The organism is Xanthomonas sp. NCPPB 2250, from assembly GCF_056725265.1.
This window is the reverse complement of the sequence record NZ_CM161520.1, coordinates 2,220,178-2,238,916: the sequence shown is the minus strand read 5'-3', so window position 1 is coordinate 2,238,916 and position 18,739 is coordinate 2,220,178. Positions and strand designations below refer to the sequence as shown.

General features: G+C 70.5%; 16 protein-coding genes. 10 read left to right on the top strand and 6 right to left on the bottom strand.

What is annotated here, in order from left to right; genetic code table 11:
• Positions 1 to 8: 8 nt before the first annotated feature.
• Positions 9 to 1,094, bottom strand: coding sequence for a 3-phosphoserine/phosphohydroxythreonine transaminase (gene serC, locus AC1PMG_RS09360; RefSeq protein WP_342071949.1), 1,086 nt, complete (start codon positions 1,092 to 1,094; stop codon positions 9 to 11).
• A 154-nt stretch (positions 1,095 to 1,248) separates the two neighbouring features.
• On the opposite strand from serC, the gene msrP reads away from it, so the two are divergent.
• Together msrP and msrQ are read left to right on the top strand one after the other, a co-directional pair.
• The gene (gene msrP / locus AC1PMG_RS09355) at positions 1,249 to 2,217 is read left to right on the top strand and encodes a protein-methionine-sulfoxide reductase catalytic subunit MsrP (RefSeq protein WP_481111406.1); all 969 of its coding nucleotides are present in this window, start codon (positions 1,249 to 1,251) and stop codon (positions 2,215 to 2,217) included.
• Between the two features lie 105 nt (positions 2,218 to 2,322).
• The gene (msrQ, locus tag AC1PMG_RS09350) at positions 2,323 to 2,952 is read left to right on the top strand and encodes a protein-methionine-sulfoxide reductase heme-binding subunit MsrQ (protein ID WP_481111405.1); all 630 of its coding nucleotides are present in this window, start codon (positions 2,323 to 2,325) and stop codon (positions 2,950 to 2,952) included.
• On the opposite strand, the gene AC1PMG_RS09345 is transcribed toward msrQ, so the two are convergent.
• Positions 2,921 to 3,718 carry an FHA domain-containing protein gene (locus AC1PMG_RS09345; protein WP_481111404.1) on the bottom strand — a complete coding sequence of 266 codons (798 nt, stop codon included), beginning with the start codon at positions 3,716 to 3,718 and terminating at the stop codon, positions 2,921 to 2,923. The two genes, msrQ and AC1PMG_RS09345, sit on opposite strands and share 32 nt — an antisense overlap.
• A 116-nt stretch (positions 3,719 to 3,834) precedes the next feature.
• Between AC1PMG_RS09345 and AC1PMG_RS09340 the strand changes: the two genes are divergently transcribed.
• Positions 3,835 to 4,110 carry a polyhydroxyalkanoic acid system family protein gene (locus AC1PMG_RS09340; RefSeq protein WP_342071952.1) on the top strand — a complete coding sequence of 92 codons (276 nt, stop codon included), beginning with the start codon at positions 3,835 to 3,837 and terminating at the stop codon, positions 4,108 to 4,110.
• 195 nt (positions 4,111 to 4,305) lie between these two features.
• Here AC1PMG_RS09340 and AC1PMG_RS09335 read toward each other — a convergent pair whose 3' ends face one another.
• Positions 4,306 to 5,025 carry a DUF8198 family protein gene (locus AC1PMG_RS09335; RefSeq protein WP_481111403.1) on the bottom strand — a complete coding sequence of 240 codons (720 nt, stop codon included), beginning with the start codon at positions 5,023 to 5,025 and terminating at the stop codon, positions 4,306 to 4,308.
• 87 nt (positions 5,026 to 5,112) lie between these two features.
• Between AC1PMG_RS09335 and AC1PMG_RS09330 the strand changes: the two genes are divergently transcribed.
• From AC1PMG_RS09330 to AC1PMG_RS09320, 3 genes are all read left to right on the top strand, one after another.
• Positions 5,113 to 6,378, top strand: coding sequence for a patatin-like phospholipase family protein (locus AC1PMG_RS09330; RefSeq protein ID WP_342071954.1), 1,266 nt, complete (start codon positions 5,113 to 5,115; stop codon positions 6,376 to 6,378).
• 127 nt (positions 6,379 to 6,505) lie between these two features.
• Positions 6,506 to 7,156: a phasin family protein gene (locus AC1PMG_RS09325; RefSeq protein WP_481111402.1), complete on the top strand. Its 651-nt coding sequence runs from the start codon at positions 6,506 to 6,508 to the stop codon at positions 7,154 to 7,156.
• Positions 7,157 to 7,356: 200 nt separating this feature from the next.
• Positions 7,357 to 8,358 (top strand): restriction endonuclease, encoded by a 1,002-nt coding sequence (locus AC1PMG_RS09320; protein WP_481111401.1) that lies wholly within the window; start codon positions 7,357 to 7,359, stop codon positions 8,356 to 8,358.
• A gap of 301 nt (positions 8,359 to 8,659) precedes the next feature.
• Here the strand turns inward: AC1PMG_RS09320 and AC1PMG_RS09315 are convergent, their stop codons facing one another.
• The 3 genes from AC1PMG_RS09315 to AC1PMG_RS09305 form a co-directional block, all read right to left on the bottom strand.
• The gene (locus tag AC1PMG_RS09315; protein ID WP_481111400.1) at positions 8,660 to 10,648 is read right to left on the bottom strand and encodes an SDR family oxidoreductase; all 1,989 of its coding nucleotides are present in this window, start codon (positions 10,646 to 10,648) and stop codon (positions 8,660 to 8,662) included.
• Between the two features lie 311 nt (positions 10,649 to 10,959).
• On the bottom strand, positions 10,960 to 11,691 hold the full coding sequence (hutC, locus tag AC1PMG_RS09310; RefSeq protein ID WP_481111399.1) for a histidine utilization repressor: 732 nt from the start codon (positions 11,689 to 11,691) through the stop codon (positions 10,960 to 10,962).
• A gap of 49 nt (positions 11,692 to 11,740) precedes the next feature.
• A complete protein-coding gene (locus AC1PMG_RS09305; RefSeq protein WP_481111398.1) occupies positions 11,741 to 13,138 on the bottom strand; it encodes a formimidoylglutamate deiminase in 1,398 nt (465 codons plus the stop codon).
• Between the two features lie 63 nt (positions 13,139 to 13,201).
• On the opposite strand from AC1PMG_RS09305, the gene hutI reads away from it, so the two are divergent.
• From hutI to hutU, 4 genes are all read left to right on the top strand, one after another.
• Positions 13,202 to 14,404, top strand: a complete 1,203-nt coding sequence (hutI, locus tag AC1PMG_RS09300; RefSeq protein WP_481111645.1) for an imidazolonepropionase — start codon at positions 13,202 to 13,204, stop codon at positions 14,402 to 14,404.
• A complete protein-coding gene (gene hutH / locus AC1PMG_RS09295; protein WP_481111397.1) occupies positions 14,401 to 15,939 on the top strand; it encodes a histidine ammonia-lyase in 1,539 nt (512 codons plus the stop codon). Before hutI ends, hutH begins: the two co-directional genes overlap by 4 nt.
• Before the next feature lie 126 nt (positions 15,940 to 16,065).
• Positions 16,066 to 16,929, top strand: coding sequence for an N-formylglutamate deformylase (hutG, locus tag AC1PMG_RS09290; protein ID WP_481111396.1), 864 nt, complete (start codon positions 16,066 to 16,068; stop codon positions 16,927 to 16,929).
• A 50-nt stretch (positions 16,930 to 16,979) separates the two neighbouring features.
• Positions 16,980 to 18,647: a urocanate hydratase gene (gene hutU / locus AC1PMG_RS09285; RefSeq protein ID WP_481111395.1), complete on the top strand. Its 1,668-nt coding sequence runs from the start codon at positions 16,980 to 16,982 to the stop codon at positions 18,645 to 18,647.
• Positions 18,648 to 18,739 lie beyond the last annotated feature (92 nt).

Here is an 18,739-nt window from a genome sequence, read left to right as displayed (position 1 = left end):
TCGGCGACTCAGCCGTGGCGCTGCTGGAAGTCGTGCATGAACGCGACCAGCGCCTGCGCGCCGGCCAGGGGCATGGCGTTGTACAGCGACGCGCGGATGCCGCCGACCGCCTTGTGGCCCTTCAGCGCCAGCAGGCCGGCCGCCTTGGACTCGGCGACGAAACGCGTGGTCAGCGTCTCGTCCGGCAGGAAGAACGGGATGTTCATCCGCGAGCGTACCGCCGCCGCGACGTCGTTGCGGTAGAAGCCACCGGAGGCGTCGATCGCCGCGTACACCAGCGCCGACTTGGCCTGGTTGCGCGCGGCGAACGCCTCCACGCCGCCCTCGGCCAGCATCCACTTGAACACCAGCCCGGCCAGGTACCAGTTCCAGGTCGGCGGGGTGTTGAGCATGGAATCGCGCGCCACGTGCGAGCGGTAGTCGAAGATGTCCGCGCGCGGTTGGCCGGCGCGTTCGAGCAAGTCGCGGCGGATGATCACCACCGTGACGCCGACCGGGCCGAGGTTCTTCTGCGCGCCGGCATAGATCAGCGCGTACCTGGACACATCGATCGGCTCGGAGGCGATGCTGGAGCTGAAGTCGGCGAACAGCGGCACGTCGCCGACGTCGGGCGTGTCGCGGAACTCCACGCCGTGGATGGTCTCGTTGGCGGTGATGTGCACGTAGGCGGCATCGTCGCGCAACTGCCAGGCGGCGCGCGGCGGGATGTCGCGGAAGCCGTCGGCCTCGCTGCTGGCGGCCACGTGCACGTCGACGTACGGCCCGACCTGCTTGATCGCGGTCTTGCCCCAGTGCCCGGTCACCACGTAGTCCACGGTCTGCCCGGGCGCGGCGAAGTTCAGCGCCAGCAGCGCCTGCTGGGTGGTGGCGCCACCGGCCAGGAACAGCACGGCGTAGTCGTCGGGAATGCCGATCAGCCGGCGCAGGTCGGCGTCGGCCTGCGCCGCCACTTCCATGAACTCGGCGCCGCGGTGGCTCAGCTCCACGATCGAGGCGCCCACGCCGTTCCACTCCAACATCTCCGCCTGCGCCTGGCGCAGGACCGATTCCGGCAAGGCAGCGGGGCCGGCACTGAAATTGAACGCGCGCGTCATGGGGCACCTATCGGACAGGACCCCTAGTATGCCGCAGCGCAACAGCTTGCGGCCCGGGCAATTTAGGTTGCATTTGCATCCATTCGCCCTGCGCATGCGTAGTCTGTGGTGAAGTCCCCGCCACTGCTCGCCCCCTTCGCTCCAGGAGTCCGCCATGTCGTTGCGCGATGCCCTCACCGTCCCCAGCCGCGAGATCACCGACGAGGCGGTCTACCGCGACCGGCGGCGCCTGCTGCAGGCCCTGGCGCTGACCCCGCTGTCCGGCCTGGTCGGCTGCGCCGACGCCGAGCCGCCGGCCCCGCCGAAGACCGTGGTGACGCCGGAGCAGGCACGCAGCGGGTTCCGCACCAACGAGGAGCTGACCCGCTACGAGGACGTGACCAGCTACAACAACTTCTACGAGTTCGGCACCGACAAGACCGATCCGTCCAAGGCGGCCAAGACCCTGCGCACCTCGCCGTGGTCGGTGAAGGTCTCCGGCGAATGCGAGAAGCCCGGCACGCTGTCCCTGGACGACCTGCTCAAGGGCCATACGCCCGAGGAGCGGATCTACCGGCTGCGCTGCGTGGAAGGCTGGTCGATGGTGATCCCGTGGCTGGGCGTGCCGCTGGGCGACGTGCTCAAGCGCTTCGCCCCGACCTCCAAGGCCAAGTACGTCGCCTTCACCACCCTGGCCGATCCGCAGCAGATGCCCGGCGTCCGCTACAGCTCGATCGACTGGCCGTACAAGGAGGGCCTACGCATCGACGAGGCCATGCACCCGCTGACCCTGCTCGCCACCGGCCTGTACGGCAAGCCGCTGCCGCAGCAGAACGGCGCGCCGCTGCGGCTGGTGGTGCCGTGGAAGTACGGCTTCAAGAGCATCAAGTCGATCGTCGAGATCCGCTTCGTCGAGCGCATGCCGGAAACCGCCTGGCACGAGCTGCAACCCTCCGAGTACGGGTTCTTCTCCAACGTCAATCCGGCCGTGGACCACCCGCGCTGGAGCCAGAAGACCGAGCGCCGCATCGCCGGCAAGGCCAGCAAGCTGTTCGCCGAGCGCATTCCCACCCGCCCGTTCAACGGCTATGCCGACCAGGTGGCGTCGCTGTATGCGGGGATGGATCTGAAGAAATGGTATTGAGCCGGGATTGGGGATTCGGGAGTGGCGATTCGCGGAGCGGTCGCTGCGCGCGGCGGGTTTGCGTGTCCTCCCTGGCATCGTTGGTGCGCATTGATTTGAGACTGCATGGCTAAGACCTCCACTTCGTTGATCGCTGCCAAGGCGGTGGTGCATGCGCTGGCGCTGGCGCCGATGGCGTACCTGGGCTGGCAGTTCTGGCAGGTGTGGCAGACCGGCAGCGATGCGCTCGGTGCCGATCCGGTGGCCGAGGTCGAGCACCGCACCGGGCTGTGGGCGCTGCGACTGGTGCTGCTGACCCTGGCGATCACGCCGCTGCGGCAGTTGACCGGGCAATCGGTGCTGCTGCGTTTCCGGCGCATGCTCGGGCTGTACGCGTTCTTCTACGCGACCGTGCATCTGGCGGCCTACCTGGGGCTGGACCTGCGCGGCTACTGGACGCAGATCTTCGAGGAGATCGTCAAACGCCCGTACATCACCGTCGGTTTCCTCGCCTGGCTGCTACTAGTGCCGCTGGCGATCACCTCCACCCAGGGCTGGATGCGCCGGCTCAAGCGCAACTGGGGCAAGCTGCACAAGGCGATCTACGCGATCGGCGTGCTCGCCGTGCTGCACTTCTGGTGGCTGGTGAAATCGGACATCCGCGAACCGCTGCTGTACGCGGCGATCCTGGCGGTGCTGCTGGGCTGGCGCGGCTGGCGGGCGCTCAGCGCGCGCCGAACCACAGCAGGCCGCTGAGCGCGGCGGCCAGCAGCAAGGCGCTGAGCAACAGCCACGGCCAGCGCCGCGCGGTGGCCGGACGCGGCGCCACCGCCGGGGTCAACGCCAACGCGGCCAAGGCGGGGTCGTCGCGCAACGGCTCGGCACCGACGACCTGCGGGACTTCCAGCACGAACCGGTGCTGGGCATCGAACACCAGCTGGTCGCCGGGTTGCAGCCAGCAGCTGCGTACGGCGACGCCGTTGACCTGGGTCTGCGCATCGCCGAAGCCGCGCAGCAACACCCGCTCGCCATGCCGTTCCAGGCGCGCATGCTGCTCGGCGCAGGCCGGATCGTCGATGCGGATGTCGCACTCGCGCAGGCGGCCGATGCTGCGTACGCGGTCCACGGTGAAACTACGGCCATGGTGCGGACCGCCGACGCCGCGCAGGACCAGGCGCGGATCGTCGTGCTCGGCCTCGCTGACCTCGGGCAGGCGCTGCAGCGGCTCGCACTTGCCCTGCACCACCATCTCCACGCCGTCGGCGTAGACCGCGTCGCCGGCGCGCAGCAGGGCCATGCGCCGCACCGGACGGCCGTTGACGTGGATGCCGCGACTGCCGTTGGCGACCTGCAGCCACAGGCCGCGCCGGTCCAGGCAGAACTGCGCCAGCAGCAACGCGCCCTGGGTGTCGTCGACCACGCTGACCTGGCCGGAGGCCAGCCGCACGATGCGATGCACGCCCGTGCGCAGGGGCCGGTCGGGATGTTGGCGGTTGCTGAAATGGACTTGCAGATCGTGCACGGCGGGCAGCCTAGCAGGTTGCCTGCGCGTGCAGAAGCGCGCGTGCTGGACAATGCACCGCGCATACGCACAATGCCTGATCGTTCACGCGGGCACCCGCCCGCACAGGAGCCAGCATGTCCAGCATCGACATCCGCCACGACCACACCAAGACCCCAGCGCAGGCCCGCAAGGCCATCGAAACCGCCGCCAAGAAACTGTCCGAGCGCTTCGACCTGGAATCGCACTGGGATGGCGATTCCCTGCTGTTCTCGCGCTCGGGCGTGGACGGACGCATCGAACTGCTGCCAAAGCAGGTGCACGTCACCGCCGAACTGGGCTTCCTGCTCTCGGCGATGAAGGGCACGGTGGAAAGCGAGATCCGTCGCGTGCTGGCGGAGAAGCTGGCGTAAGTGGATCTAGCCCCCTCCCGCTGGGAGAGGGGTTGGGGCGAGGGTGCGGCATCAAGCGCTAGCGCAATCGACTGCACGAGGCTTCGCCCGGACCCTCATCCGCCCCTTCGGGGCACCTTCTCCCGAGGGGAGAAGGGAGAAGCAAAGCCCCTCTCCCATCGGGAGAGGGGTTGGGGTGAGGGTCCGGCCGCTGACTCACTCCAACGCAAACGGATCCGGATCGCCCGCAAACAACCGCCGCGACACGGCACGTTCGGTGCTCTCGATATCGCCAATGAACCCCTCGGCATCGCCCAGGGTGGAAAACGCGTCGAAGCCGCGTTCCAGAAACCCCTGCAGTTCCGACAGCCCCGCCGCCTTGGCCGGGCCGCGGGCGAAGCGCAGCAGCATGCGCACACCCGGTGTATGCACCGCCTTGGCCAGGCCCAGGCCGACGCGGGCGATCAGATCGATCTGGCGTTGGCGCAGCCGCGGCAAGCCGGTCTGCCGATAGGCCTCGGCATACAGCGCTTCGTCCAGGCGCTTGCGCCGCGGCGCCAGGGCCTGCAGCGCCTCGGCCATGCGCAGGTCCAGGGCGTGGGTCAGCGCGCCCAGCTCGATGCCGTCGGCGACCGTGTCCAGCAACGACGCCGGCATCAGCCGCTGCATCATCGGCAACACCTTGACGATGTCGGCGTCGCGACGGCTGAAGTCGCGGTCGCCATAGACGTCGGTGAGAAAGAACATCGCCGCCGGACGCCGCTGCGGGTCCTCCAGGAAATGCTCGAAGCTGTGCTCCAGCCGCTGCGACTGCCAGCGCCGCAGTTCCTGCAGCCAGCGCAGCGCGTTGCGCGGTTCGCGCGCGGGGTCGTGCAGCGCCTGGTGCCATGCCAGACGGCGGCCGAGTCGTTCCAGGACGGGAGTGCTGCGCGCCATGGGCGCCGATGATGGTCGCAGCCCGGCACGACCGCAAGCGTCACGGCGCTCGGCTACACTCGCGCCACTGTCTCCTGCGGACCGCGCATGCTTTCCCTCCACAGCGCCTCGCCCCGTCCCCATTCCAACGGCCGCATCGGCCTGGCCATCGCCGGCGGCGGCCCGATCGGCGGCATGTACGGCCTCGGTGCGCTGCGTGCCCTGGACGAGGCCCTGGACGGACTGGATCTGACCCGCCTGGATTGCTACGTGGGCGTCAGCTCCGGTGCGTTCCTGACCGCCGGGCTGGCCAACCGCATCAGCAGTGCCGAGATCTGCCGGATCTTCGTCACCGGCAACAGCGACGATGCGCGGTTCCGCCCGGAAGACTTCCTGCGGCCCAACGTCTACGAATACCTGCGCCGTGCGGCGACCCTGCCGGGGCTGGCCTACGGCTGGTGGCACGACCTGCTCACCGAACCGCGCAAGACCCGCTGGTCGGACCTGATCACCCGCTTCGGCGGACTGGTGCCCAGCGGCCTGTTCGACAACGCCGGGGTCGAGCGTTTCCTGCAGGACGTGTTCAGCCGCCGCGGCCGCAGCAACGATTTCCGCGACCTCGACGCCAATCTGTTCGTGGTCGCGGTGGACCTGGACAGCGGCGGCGCGGTGCGCTTCGGCGAGCCGGGCATGGACCACGTCCCGATCTCGCTGGCGATCCAGGCCAGCGCGGCGCTGCCGGGGCTGTATCCGCCGGTGCAGATCGACGGCCGCCATTACGTGGACGGCGCGCTGCGCCGCACCATGCACGCCTCCACCCTGCTGGAGCGCGGCATCGACCTGATGATCGGGATCAACCCGCTGGTGCCCTACGACGCCACCCACGCGCCGCGCCGCAACGGCCACGTCGACCGCGCGCGGCTGCTCGCCGGCGGCCTGCCGGCGGTGCTGTCGCAGACCTTCCGCACCCTGTTGCAATCGCGCATGCAGGTGGGGCTGGAAAAGTATGCGCGGCAGTACCCGCAGGTGGACCAGTTGGTGTTCGAGCCCAACGCCGACAACGGCGAGCTGTTCTTCACCAATCTCTTCAGCTACGCCGCGCGCCACCGCGTGTGCCAGCTCGCCTACCGCAACACCCTGTCCGACCTGCGCCGCAACGCGCAGACGCTGGAGCCGCTGCTGGCCGCGCACGGCATCGCGCTGCGCCACGATATCCTCAACGACCGCAAGCGCACCTTCCTCGATGGCGTGGACGTGCAGCCGCGGCGCATGACCGAGACCACCGCGCGGCTGCGGCGTGCGCTGGACGACGTCGATCAGGTCATTGCCGGCCGCCGTGCCACGCGCCGCACCCGCCGTTCGCCGGAGGCGTAGCGCGTGCCGCCCCGGCCGACGGCGCCATCGCACCCGGCGCACTTCCCGCGCACGCTGGTGTGATTACTCTAGTGACAGTCCCGAGTCTCGAACCCCGCCACTCACCCGCCGAAGGAACCGCACCGTCATGGCCACTCTGAAGAAGTCCGCCCGCAAGAAGCGCAGCACCGCCGCTGCCGACGACACCCTGCAGGCGCAGGCGGAAAAGCTGTCCAAGCGCCTGGGCGAATCGGCGCAGCAGGTCTGGCTGGCCGGGGTCGGCGCGTTCGGCCGTGCGCAGGCCGAGGGCGGCAAGCTGTTCGAGACCCTGGTGAAGGAAGGCCTGAGCCTGGAGCAGAGCACGCGCAAACTGGCCGGCGGCGGGGTCGACGCAGTGCGCGATGCGGTGGAGAACCGGGTCGGCCAGGCCCGCGAGCGCGCCGCCGACACCTGGGACCGCCTGGAGAAGGTGTTCGAGGACCGCGTGCAGCGCGCCCTGCGCCGCCTGGAAGTTCCCAGCCGCGAGGACCTGGGCGCGCTGATCGAGCGCGTGGACGCGCTCAATGGCGAACTGCGCCATCTGCGCGGCGGCCGGGCGTCGCAGGCGTCTGGCAAGGCGCCGGCGGCGAAGAAGGCCGCCAAGAAGACCGCCGCGCCGCGCGCCGCCACGGCCAAGCGCGCGGCACCGGCGCGCCGCCGCGCCGGCCCGGTGGTCGCCAAGGTCGCGCCCGCCCAGCGCGCAACCGCGCCCAAGCGCGCCAGCCGCAAGCGCAGCGAGACGCCGACCACGGCCGAGTAACCGGATTGTTGCAAAGCAGCACGTTTTTCCAGACAATCGAAACGGACCCGCCAGTCCATCAGAAGACCGTTTGCTCCCCTCCCCTCTCGGCTTCGGACTGGCGGGTCTTTTTTGTCCGCCTTCCACCGCTGTCGCCTTGCCGGCGCCGTGACACGCTGGCGATACACTGACTTCCTTACGGCGCGTGTGCGGGTGCGAGCATGTTTTCCTGGATAGCGGCAGCGGTCTTGGCAGTCGCGGCATGGCTGGCGGCCAGCCTCTACCTGTGGCTGGTACGGCGCCGCGAGAATGAGGCCATGGCCGGGCTGCATGCGCTGGCCGGCCTGCACTGGCGCGATTTCTCCTACATGGTGCGGCGCGCGATGCGCGAACAGCGCGACCTGCAGGACGCCACCGTCGACGAGCACGCGAGCCAGGAACCGCAGAGCGACTTCGTGATGACCCGCGGCGACGCGCGCTGGCTGCTGTCGTGCAAGCACGGCCGGGCCTATCGGATCGGTTCGGCCGCGGTCAACGAACTGGGCGCGGCGGCACGGCTGATGGGCGCGCAGGGCGGCATCCTGATCACCGAGGGCAAGGTGCAGCGCGACGGCATCGCCGCGGCCGAGAAGCAGGCGGTGGAAATCCTCGACGGCCGGCGCATCTGGCCGATGCTCAAGCCCTACCTGCCCAGCGAACTGGAAGACGGGGTGATCGGCGCCAGCCGCCGCCGCGCGCAGCGCCACATCGCCATCGCCGGCCTGGCCTCGCTGGCCTTGGGCGTGGTGACCGGCGTCGGTGCGCTGGCATTGCAGCAGCCCGCAGCGCCTCCGGCAGCCGTGACCGCAACGGCGTCATCGCCTACGCCCGCTGCCGCAGCCGCGCCTACGCCGGCCGCAACCACGCCAACGAGCACCACCGCTGCCGCGCCCCAACCGGCGCTGGACGACGCCGGCGACCTGGCCGACCCCGATCCCGCCACCGAACAGCGCAACCGCCAGGAACTCTCCAAGGCCCTGGCCGCCACCCCGGGCGTGATCCGCGGCATCTGGCAGACGCAAATGACCCTGGTGGTCGACCGCAGCGGCGACGACGCCCAGGTGTGGCCGCGCATCTGCCGCGAAGTGGAGCGCTACCCGTCCCTGCGCACCGTCCGCATCCAACTCAACCCGCGCCCGGGCAAAGAGGAACCGGTGCGCTGGCGGCAATGTAGGACGTTCTGAGCGGGGATTGGGGAGTCGGGATTGGGGATTGGTAAAAGCGCGCTACTGCGGCGGATGCGCTCTTGCGAAGCCTCGCATCTCGAATCAGCGCTCAATCAACACAGATGTGGTGCGGCAGCGTAACCATCGCCGTCTCTCCAGGTCGGCTTCCTTCTGAGGCAGCGCCGCGATCGCCACGACCACTGCCCGTCCCGCCGCCTCCCATCGGAAAAGCAGCAGGAACTAGGCCACGCAAACCCGGATCCGATACGGGAACTCGCTTTTGCGAATCCCCAATCCCAACTCCCCAATCCCCGCCCCATCACCAATGCACGCCCCGCATCAACGCCGCAAACGCGATCTGCTCCTGGCTGGGTATGGTCTCGCGTAGCGCCTTGCGGTCGCCCTTGGCCGCGGCCGAGTCGGGGAACAGTTCGAAGGCGGTGTTCATCACCACCTCGTAGGCTTTCGGCGCCACGGCATTGACCAGGGCGGCGAAGATGCCCAGGCGCGTGGCCACGCGGCTGGGGCGTTCGATGATCGCCTTGACCATCAGGTCGGCGGCCTCGTCCACGCTCAGCGTCGGCACGCTGTCGTACATCTTGGTCGGAGCGATCATCGGGGTCTTCACCAGCGGCATGTTGACCGTGGTGAAGCTGATGCCCTTGCCCGACAGCTCGCCCTGCGCGCAGCGGCTCCAGGCGTCCAGCGCGGCCTTGGAGGCGACGTAGGCGGAGAAGCGTGGCGAGTTGGCCAGCACGCCGATCGAGCTGACGTTGATGATGTGGCCCTTGCGCCGCGCGGTCATGCCCGGCAGCACGCCCATGATCAGGCGCAGGCTGCCGAAGTAGTTCAACTGCATGGTCCGCTCGAAATCGTGGAAGCGGTCGTAGCTGAGTTCGATCGAGCGGCGAATCGAGCGGCCGGCGTTGTTGATCAGCACGTCCACATGGCCATGCGCGTCCAGCACGGTCTTGAGCAGGCGGTCGCAGTCGGCCAGGTCCGACAGGTCGGCGGTATAGGCGAAGACCTTGCCGCCCTTGGCGTTCATCGCATCGCGCGCGGCATGCAGTTCCTGCTCGCCGCGGGCCACGATGACGGTGATGGCGCCGGCCTCGGCGACGCGCTGCGCGGTGGCCAGGCCGATGCCCGAGGAACCGCCGGTGATCAGCACCACCTTGCCGCGGACCTTGCCCTTGAGCGAGCGGTCGACGAACAGGTCCGGGTCCAGGTGCCGCTCCCAGTGGTCCCACAGGCGCCAGGCGTAGTCTTCCAGCCGCGGCACGGCGATGCCGCTGCCCTTGAGCGCGCGCTCGGTCTCGCGGCTGTCGAAGCGCGTGGGATAGGTGATGAACTTCAGCACCTCGCGCGGGATGCGGAAGTCGCGCAGCAGCATGCCGGTGAAGCGGCGGATCGGCGGCAGGCTGCCGACCGCGGCGCGGATGCTCGAGGGCACGAACGCGAACATGCGCGCGTCCACCCGCAGGGTCATCTCCGGGGCGTGGCCGGCGCGGCAGAACACGTTGAGCACCTCGCCCACGCGCAGCGGCTCGGGGTCGGTGAGGTGGAAGGTGTGGCCGTCGAGCTTGGGCTTGTGCGCGATGTGGTCCATCGCGTCGGCGACGAAGTCCACCGGCACCAGGTTGATCCGCCCGCCCTCGATGCCCAGCATCGGCGCCCACGGCGGCAGCAGCTGGCGCAGTTTCTTGATCAGCGGGAAGAAGTAGTACGGACCGTCGATCTTGTCGATGGCGCCGGTGCGCGAATCGCCGACCACCATCGCCGGGCGGTAGATGCGCCACTTGATCCGGGTCTCGGCGCGCACCAGCGCCTCGGCATCGTGCTTGGTGCGCAGGTAGGGATCGTCCAGGCCCTCGGCTTCCTCGAACATGTCCTCGCGGAAGATGCCCGGGTACAGCCCGGCCACCGCGATCGAACTGGTGTGGTGGAAGATGCCGGCGCCGAGCTGCGCGGCCAGCTCCAGCGCGTTACGGGTGCCGTCGAGGTTGGCGATGCGCTGGTCCTCGGCCTTGGCGGTGAGGTCGTACAGCGCGGCCAGGTGGAAGAAATGCTTGACCTTGCCCTGCAGCGCCTTGCGTTGCGCCGCGGACAACCCGCAGTACTCGGCGCCGACGTCGCCGTGCAGCACCACCAGGCGCTTGGGATCCCAACCCTGCTCGCGCACCAGCGCATCGAACTTGCGCTGCGACTCCTTGCGCAGCAGGACATGCACGACGCCCTTGCGCCGCATCAGCTTGGCCATCAGGTAGCGGCCGATGAAACCGGTGGCGCCTGTCACGAAATACGTCATGCCGAACCATCCCTCGTTCCGCGGCCACGGCCCCTCGCCCGGCCCCGGCGCTAACTTGCCAGAGTGCGGCGGGCAGGACAAACGCACGCTGGCGTATGGCGAACGTGCGGCATCGCAACATCGCGCATCGCGCATCGCCGAGGCGACTGCCGGTGCCCGTCATCGCCTGCACTCGTCGCGCGTCGTGTCGTCCCGGAAAACGGCGTCAGCCGCAACGGCCTTCCACGGACAACGTCGTCGCGGCTGAAGCCGCTGCTGCACGATGCTTCCGGGAGTACGTGAGTTGCCTGCAGTGGCCGTGCGCGCCAGGCTCAGCGCGCGCCGGGCGAGAACCGCGCGACCAGGTCGTAGGTGTCGCCGAGGAACACCTGGCGCACGAAGGTCACCGCCTGCTCGCCGCGCCAGGTGCGGCGGTCGATCAGTAGACACGCGGTGCCGGCCGGCACCTGCAGGCGTGCCGCCTGCGCGGCACTGGCGCCGACTGCGCTGATGCGGTGCTCGGCGCGGGTCCAGGGCACGTGCTGCAGCAGCCAGCTGCCGGGCACGGTGACCGCGAAGTCCATCTGCAAGGCCTCCGGCACCGCCACCGGATTGATCACCCGCTCTTCCAGCGCGAACGGACGGCCGTCGGCGTAGTGCAGGCATTGCAGCGCCAGCAGGCTGCCCTCAGCGGCGACCTCGGCTTCCTGCGGCAGCGCTGCGCGCGGGGCGCGCTGCTGCCGCTCCAGCAGTTCGAAGCGATAGGCATGGCCACGCGCCGCGACCTCGACCGGGATGTCCGGGATCTCCAGCGCCACCTGCTCCATGTGCGGATGCGGCCGCGCCACGAACGAACCGGCGCGGCGTCGGCGCTCGATCATGCCGGCGTCGGCGAGCAGCGCCAGCACCTTGTTGACGGTCATCCGCGAGCAGCCGTACTGCGCCATCAGTTCGTGCTCGAACGGAATGCGGTGGCCAGGCGGCCACGCGCCGCTGCGGATGTGCGCCTCGATGTCGCGGCGGATGCGCTGGCTGAGCGGCAGCGTCGGCGCGGCCGGGGTCATCGGCAGTCCGTGCCACGGCAGGCAGCGCACAGCACGCGCGGGTCGCGGCTCATGCGTCCAGCAGCCGGGTCAGCGCACGCGCGTAGCGGGCGGCCACGCCCTCGCGCTGCAGGTGGCGGCCCTCGCGTACCAGCGCACGCCCATGGCGCCAGACCGAACGCACCGCGCCGCCGCGCGCGGCGAACAGCCAGCTGTCGAGCCAGGCGTCGCCGTCGCGCGCCTGCAAGGCCGGATGCGTGGCGTCCAGTTCGACCAGATCGGCCGACGCGCCCTCGCACAGGCCCTGGACGACGCCGAGCGCCTGCGCCGCGCCCTGTGCGGCGGACTGGAACAGGAAGCGGCCGCTAGACAGCGCGGTGTCGCCGGTGAGCACGTTGCGCCCGCGCAGACTCAGGCGCTGGCCGTACTCGAGCAGGCGCAGCTCTTCGGCCGCGTCGATCAGCACGTTGGAGTCCGACCCCACGCCGAAACGGCCGCCGGCGCGCAGGAAGTCCTGCATCGGGAACAGGCCGTCGCCGAGGTTGGCTTCGGTGATCGGACACAGCCCGACCACCGCGCCACTGGCGGCGATGCCCTGCACTTCGGCGGCGTCGACATGGGTGGCGTGGACCAGGCACCAGCGCGCATCCACCGGCGCGTGCGCCAGCAGCCACTGCACCGGCCGCTGCCCGCTCCAGGCCAGGCAGGCGTCGACTTCGCGGGTCTGCTCGGCGATATGGATGTGCACCGGGCCGTCGCACAGCGGCAGCAGCGCCGCCAGTTCGTCCGGGGTGACCGCGCGCAGGCTGTGCGGGGCCAGGCCCAGCACCGCGTCGTCCAGCCCCTGCAGGGCGCGGCGGCTGCCGTCCAGCAGTGCGGCGAACCCGTCGACGTCGTGCAGCAGGCGCTGCTGCGCCGGGTTCGGCGCGGCGCCGCCGAAGTCGGCATGCGCGTAGAACACCGGCAACAGGGTCATGCCGATCCCGCTGGTCTGCGCCGCGGCAGCCAGACGCTGCGCCATCTCGGCGCGATCGGCGTAGGGCCGGCCGTCGGCGGCGTGATGCACATAATGGAACTCGCCGACCCGGGTGAAGCCGGCCTCGAGCATCTCCACGTAGGCCTGCTCGGCGATGGCCTGCAGATCGTCGGGGCTCAGCCGCTGCAGGAAGCGGTACATCAGTTCGCGCCAGCTCCAGAAGCTGTCGCCGCTGCGCCCGCCGATCTCGGTCAGGCCGGCCATGCCGCGCTGGAAGGCGTGGCTGTGCAGATTGCCCAGCCCGGGCACCACGATGTCCAGGCGCTGATCGCCCAGGGCTGCGGCCACGCCGCGCTCCACCGTGGCGATGCGGCCGCCGCGCACGCCGATGCGCACGTCGCGCGCCCAGCCCTGCGGCAGCAGCGCGTGCGCGCACCAGAAATCGCCAGATCCCGCGTTGCCGTTGGCCTGCTGCTGCGCCTGGGTCTGCACTGGACACCCTCCATCGACCACAATATTGTATATACAAAATAACCGACGAGCCTGCCCGTGACCATGCCCTGCGACACGCTCTGGCACAACGCGCACCTGATGACGCTGGACGCCGAGGACGGCGGATTGGGCCTGGTCCACGACGGCGTGGTGGCCTGCCGCGACGGCCGCATCGTCTACGCCGGCGCCGCCGCGCAGTTGCCCGGCCCGCTGTCGGCGCAGCGCAGCATCGATTGCGGCGGGCGCTGGATCGGCCCCGGCCTGATCGATTGCCACACCCACCTGGTCTATGCCGGCAACCGCGCCGGCGAGTTCGAGCAGCGCCTGCTCGGCGCCAGCTATGCCGACATCGCCCGCGCCGGCGGCGGCATCGTCTCCACGGTGCGCGCCACCCGCGCCGCCGACGAGGACGCCCTGCTCGCCGCCAGCCTGCCGCGGCTGGACGCGCTGCTGGCCGAGGGCGTGACCACCGTGGAGATCAAGTCCGGCTACGGCCTGACCCTGGACGACGAACTGCGCCTGCTGCGCGTAGCGCGGCGCCTGGGCGAGCTGCGGCCGGTGGCGGTGTCGCCGACCTTCCTCGGCGCGCACGCGGTGCCGCCCGGCGGCGAGGCGCAGACCTACATCGACGAGGTCTGCGAGCGCATGATCCCCGCCGTCGCCGCGCAAGGCCTGGCCGAGGCGGTGGACGTGTTCTGCGAGCACCTGGCGTTCACCCCGGCGCAGACCGAGCAGGTGTTCCAGGCCGCGCAACGCCATGGGCTGGCGCTGAAGATCCACGCCGAGCAGCTGTCCAACCAGGGCGGCGCGGCGCTGGCCGCACGCTACGGTGCGCGCTCGGCCGACCATGTCGAATACCTGGACGCCGCCGGCGTGGCCGCGATGGCCGCCGCCGGCACCGTCGCGGTGCTGCTGCCGGGCGCGTTCTATTTCACCCGCGACACCCAGTTGCCGCCGATCGCCGCGCTGCGCGCCGCCGGCGTGCCGCGCGCGCTGGCCACCGACTGCAACCCCGGCACCTCGCCGCTGACCAGCCCGCTGCTGGCGATGAACCTGGCGGCGACGCTGTTCCGGCTGACCGTGGCCGAATGCATCGCCGGCTTCACCCGCGAGGCGGCGCGCGCGCTCGGGCGCCAGGACCAGGTCGGCCGGCTGCGCGCCGGGCTGGCCTGCGACCTGGCGATCTGGGACATCGCCGAACCGGCCGAATTGGTCTATCGCATGGGCTTCAACCCGCTGCATGCGCGTATCTGGAGAGGACAATGAGCGACGACGAGATCCTGCTGCGCCCCGGCGCGGTCAGCCTGGCGCAGTGGCGCGCCGTGTACCGCGGCGCCAGCGTGCGCCTGGACCCGGCCTGCGCCGACGCGGTGCTGCGCAGCGCGCGCACCGTGGAGGCGATCGTCGCCACCGGCGCGCCGGTGTACGGCATCAACACCGGTTTCGGCAAGCTGGCGAGCGTGCGCATCGAACGCGAAGACCTGGAGGCCCTGCAGCGCAACATCGTGCTGTCGCACGCAGCCGGGGTCGGCGCGCCGATGCCGGTGCCGGTGGTGCGGCTGATGATGGCGCTGAAACTGGCCAGCCTCGCCCAGGGCGCCTCCGGTGTACGCCCGGAAACCTTGTCGATGCTGGAAGCGCTGCTGCAGCACGAGGTGATCCCGGTGGTGCCGTGCCAGGGCTCGGTCGGCGCCTCCGGCGACCTGGCGCCGCTGGCACACCTGGCCACGGTGATGCTCGGCGTCGGCGAGGCCTTCGTCGGCGACGCCCGCCTGCCGGCGGCGCAGGCGCTGGGGCAGGCCGGGCTGCAGCCGCTGACGCTGGGCGCCAAGGAGGGCCTGGCGCTGCTCAACGGCACCCAGTTCTCCACCGCCTATGCGCTGGCCGGGCTGTTCGAGATCGAGCGCGTGTTCCATGCCGCGCTGGTCGCCGGCGCGCTGTCCACCGAGGCCGCGAAAGGCTCGGACACCCCGTTCGATCCGCGCATCCACGCGCTGCGCGGCCAGCCTGGCCAGATCGCCACCGCCGCGGCGCTGCGCGATTTGATGCACGCCTCGGCGATCCGCGATTCGCACCGCGACAACGACGTGCGCGTGCAGGATCCGTACTGCCTGCGCTGCCAGCCGCAGGTGATGGGCGCGGCGCTGGACGTGATGCGCCAGGCCGCCACCACCCTGGCCACCGAGGCCAACGGCGTGTCGGACAACCCGCTGGTGTTCAGCGACACCGGCGAGGCGCTGTCCGGCGGCAACTTCCACGCCGAGCCGGTGGCCTTCGCCGCCGACATGCTGGCGCTGGCGGTGTGCGAGATCGGCTCGATCAGCGAGCGCCGCGTCGCCATGCTGGTGGATCCGGCGCTGTCCGGATTGCCGGCGTTCCTGACCCCCAAGCCCGGCCTCAACTCCGGCTTCATGATCCCGCAGGTCACCGCCGCGGCGCTGGTCTCGGAGAACAAGCAGCGCGCCTATCCGGCCAGCGTCGATTCGATCCCGACCTCGGCCAACCAGGAAGACCACGTGTCGATGGCCGCGCACGGCGCGCGCCGTCTGCTGGCGATGGCCGAGAACGCGGCCAACGTGGTCGGCATCGAACTGCTGGCGGCCGCGCAGGGCTGCGACTTCCACGCGCCGCTGCGCTCCAGCGCCGCCCTGGAAGCGGCACGCGCGCTGCTGCGCGTCCGCGTCCCGGCGCTGCAGGACGATCGCTATTTCCACCCGGACATGCTGGCCGCCACCGCGCTGGTGCGCGATGGCGCGCTGGCTGCTTCGGTGGGAATGCGGCTGCCTGAGGCGAGCGCCTGATCCGACGACACCCTCGTAGGAGCGGCTCTTGTCCCCTTTTTGGGATCAGCCGCCACCAGGCTTTCCCGGCAATGCCCCGTTCGCGGCTGAAGCCGCTCCTACAGAACACGCACAACGCGAGGCCGTATGACATCCCTGCCCGACTGGCTCAGTGTGCATCGCGGCGATGCGCCGCTGATCCTCAGCTTCCCGCACACCGGCACCGAACTGCCGGAGGCGCTGTCCGACCGCTTCGTCTCGCCATGGCTGGCGCAGCGCGATGCCGACTGGTGGGTGCACCTGCTGTACGACTTCGCCACAACGCTCGGCGCGACCACCGTGCGCACCGCGATCTCGCGCTCGGTGATCGACGTCAACCGCGACCCGGCCGGGGTGTCGCTGTATCCCGGGCAGAACACCACCGGGCTGTGCCCGCTGACCACCTTCGACGCGCAGCCGCTGTACCGGCCCGGGGCCGAGCCGGATGCGGCCGAGATCGACGCGCGCCGCGCGCAGTGGTTCGCGCCCTACCACGCCGCGCTGGATGCGGAAATCGCGCGCCTGCGCGCCCTGCACCCGGCGATCGTGGTGTACGACGCGCATTCGATCCGCTCGCGCATTCCGCACCTGTTCGACGGCGAGTTGCCGCAGTTCAACATTGGCAGCGCCGGCGTCTCCGGCGCGGTGGACAGCAGTTGCGCGGCAGCGCTGACCGATGCGGTGGAGCGCGTCTGCGCCGGCAGCGGCTTCAGCCACGTGCGCAACGGCCGCTTCAAGGGCGGCTGGAGCACCCGCCACCACGGCGCGCCGGCCGACGGCGTGCACGCGATCCAGATGGAACTGGCCTGCCGCGGCTACATGCACGAGCCGGACACGGTCGACCCCAGCAACTGGCCCTCGCCGTGGCAACCCGAATACGCCGCGCCGTTGCGCGCGGTGCTGCAGCAGGTGCTGCAGTCCTGCCTCGACTTCGTCCGCAGCCCCGCCGCATCCGCCCGCGCCACCGCCTGACGCGCGCGCACCGCGTTCCGCCTTCCGCGCATCCACCTGAGGATTCCCGCATGACCCGCCTCGACGTCACCCGCACCATCCAAGCGCCCACCAGCAGCGCCCTCACCGCCAAGAGCTGGCTGACCGAAGCGCCGCTGCGCATGCTGATGAACAACCTGCACCCGGACGTGGCCGAGCGCCCGCAGGAACTGGTGGTGTACGGCGGCATCGGCCGCGCCGCGCGCGACTGGGAGAGCTTCGACGCCATCGTCGAGACGCTCAAGCGGCTGGACGACGACCAGACCCTGCTGGTGCAGTCGGGCAAGCCGGTCGGCGTGTTCCGCACCCATGCCGACGCGCCGCGGGTGCTGATCGCCAATTCCAACCTGGTGCCGCGCTGGGCCAACTGGGACCACTTCAACGAACTCGATAAGAAAGGCCTGGCCATGTACGGCCAGATGACCGCCGGCAGCTGGATCTACATCGGCGCGCAAGGCATCGTCCAGGGCACCTACGAGACCTTCGTGGAAATGGGCCGGCAGCACTACGGCGGCGACCTGTCCGGCAAGTGGCTGTTCACCGGCGGCCTCGGCGGCATGGGCGGCGCGCAGCCGCTGGCCGCGGTGATGGCCGGCGCCTCGTGCCTGGCGGTGGAGTGCCGCAAGAGCAGCATCGACATGCGCCTGCGCACCGGCTACCTGGATACCTGGACCGACTCGCTGGACGAGGCGCTGCGCCTGATCGCCGAGGCCTGCGCGGCGAAGACGCCGCGCTCGGTCGGACTGCTCGGCAACGTCGCCGACGTGCTGGCCGAGCTGCTGGCGCGCGGGGTCAAGCCGGACCTGCTGACCGACCAGACCTCCGCGCACGACCCGGTCAACGGCTACCTGCCGCAGGGCTGGACGGTCGAGCAGTGGGACGCCAGGCGCGTCTCCGCACCGAAGGAGGTGGAACAGGCCGCGCGCGCCTCGATGGCCAACCACATCCGCGCCATGCTCGGCTTCCACGCCCTGGGCGTGCCGACCGTGGACTACGGCAACAACCTGCGGCAGATGGCGCTGGAGGAAGGCGTGGCCAATGCCTTCGACTTCCCGGGCTTCGTCCCCGCCTACATCCGTCCGCTGTTCTGCCGCGGCGTCGGCCCGTTCCGCTGGGCCGCGCTGAGCGGCGACCCGGAGGACATCGCCAGGACCGATGCCAAGGTCAAGGAACTGATCCCGGACGATGCGCACCTGCATCGCTGGCTGGACATGGCCGCCGAGAAGATCCAGTTCCAGGGCCTGCCCGCGCGCATCTGCTGGGTCGGCCTGGGCGACCGCGACCGCCTGGGGCTGGCGTTCAACGAGATGGTCGCCAACGGCGAACTGAAGGCGCCGGTGGTGATCGGCCGCGACCACCTGGACAGCGGCAGCGTCGCCTCGCCGAACCGCGAGACCGAGGCCATGGCCGACGGCTCCGACGCGGTCTCCGACTGGCCGCTGCTCAACGCCCTGCTCAACACCGCCAGCGGCGCCACCTGGGTCTCGCTGCATCACGGCGGCGGTGTCGGCATGGGCTTCTCGCAACACGCCGGCATGGTCATCGTCTGCGACGGCACCGAGGCGGCGGCCAAGCGCATCGCCCGCGTGCTGTGGAACGACCCCGCCACCGGCGTCATGCGTCATGCCGATGCGGGGTATGCAATCGCCCTCGACTGCGCCCGCGACAAGCACCTGGACCTGCCCGGCATCCTGCGCTGAGGCCGGCGCCCGCCCGCCGCCTGCGCGCGGCGGGCGGGCGCACGACGCGGCAAAGCGGAACTGCGTCACCGCTCGCACGATGCAGCCTCAAG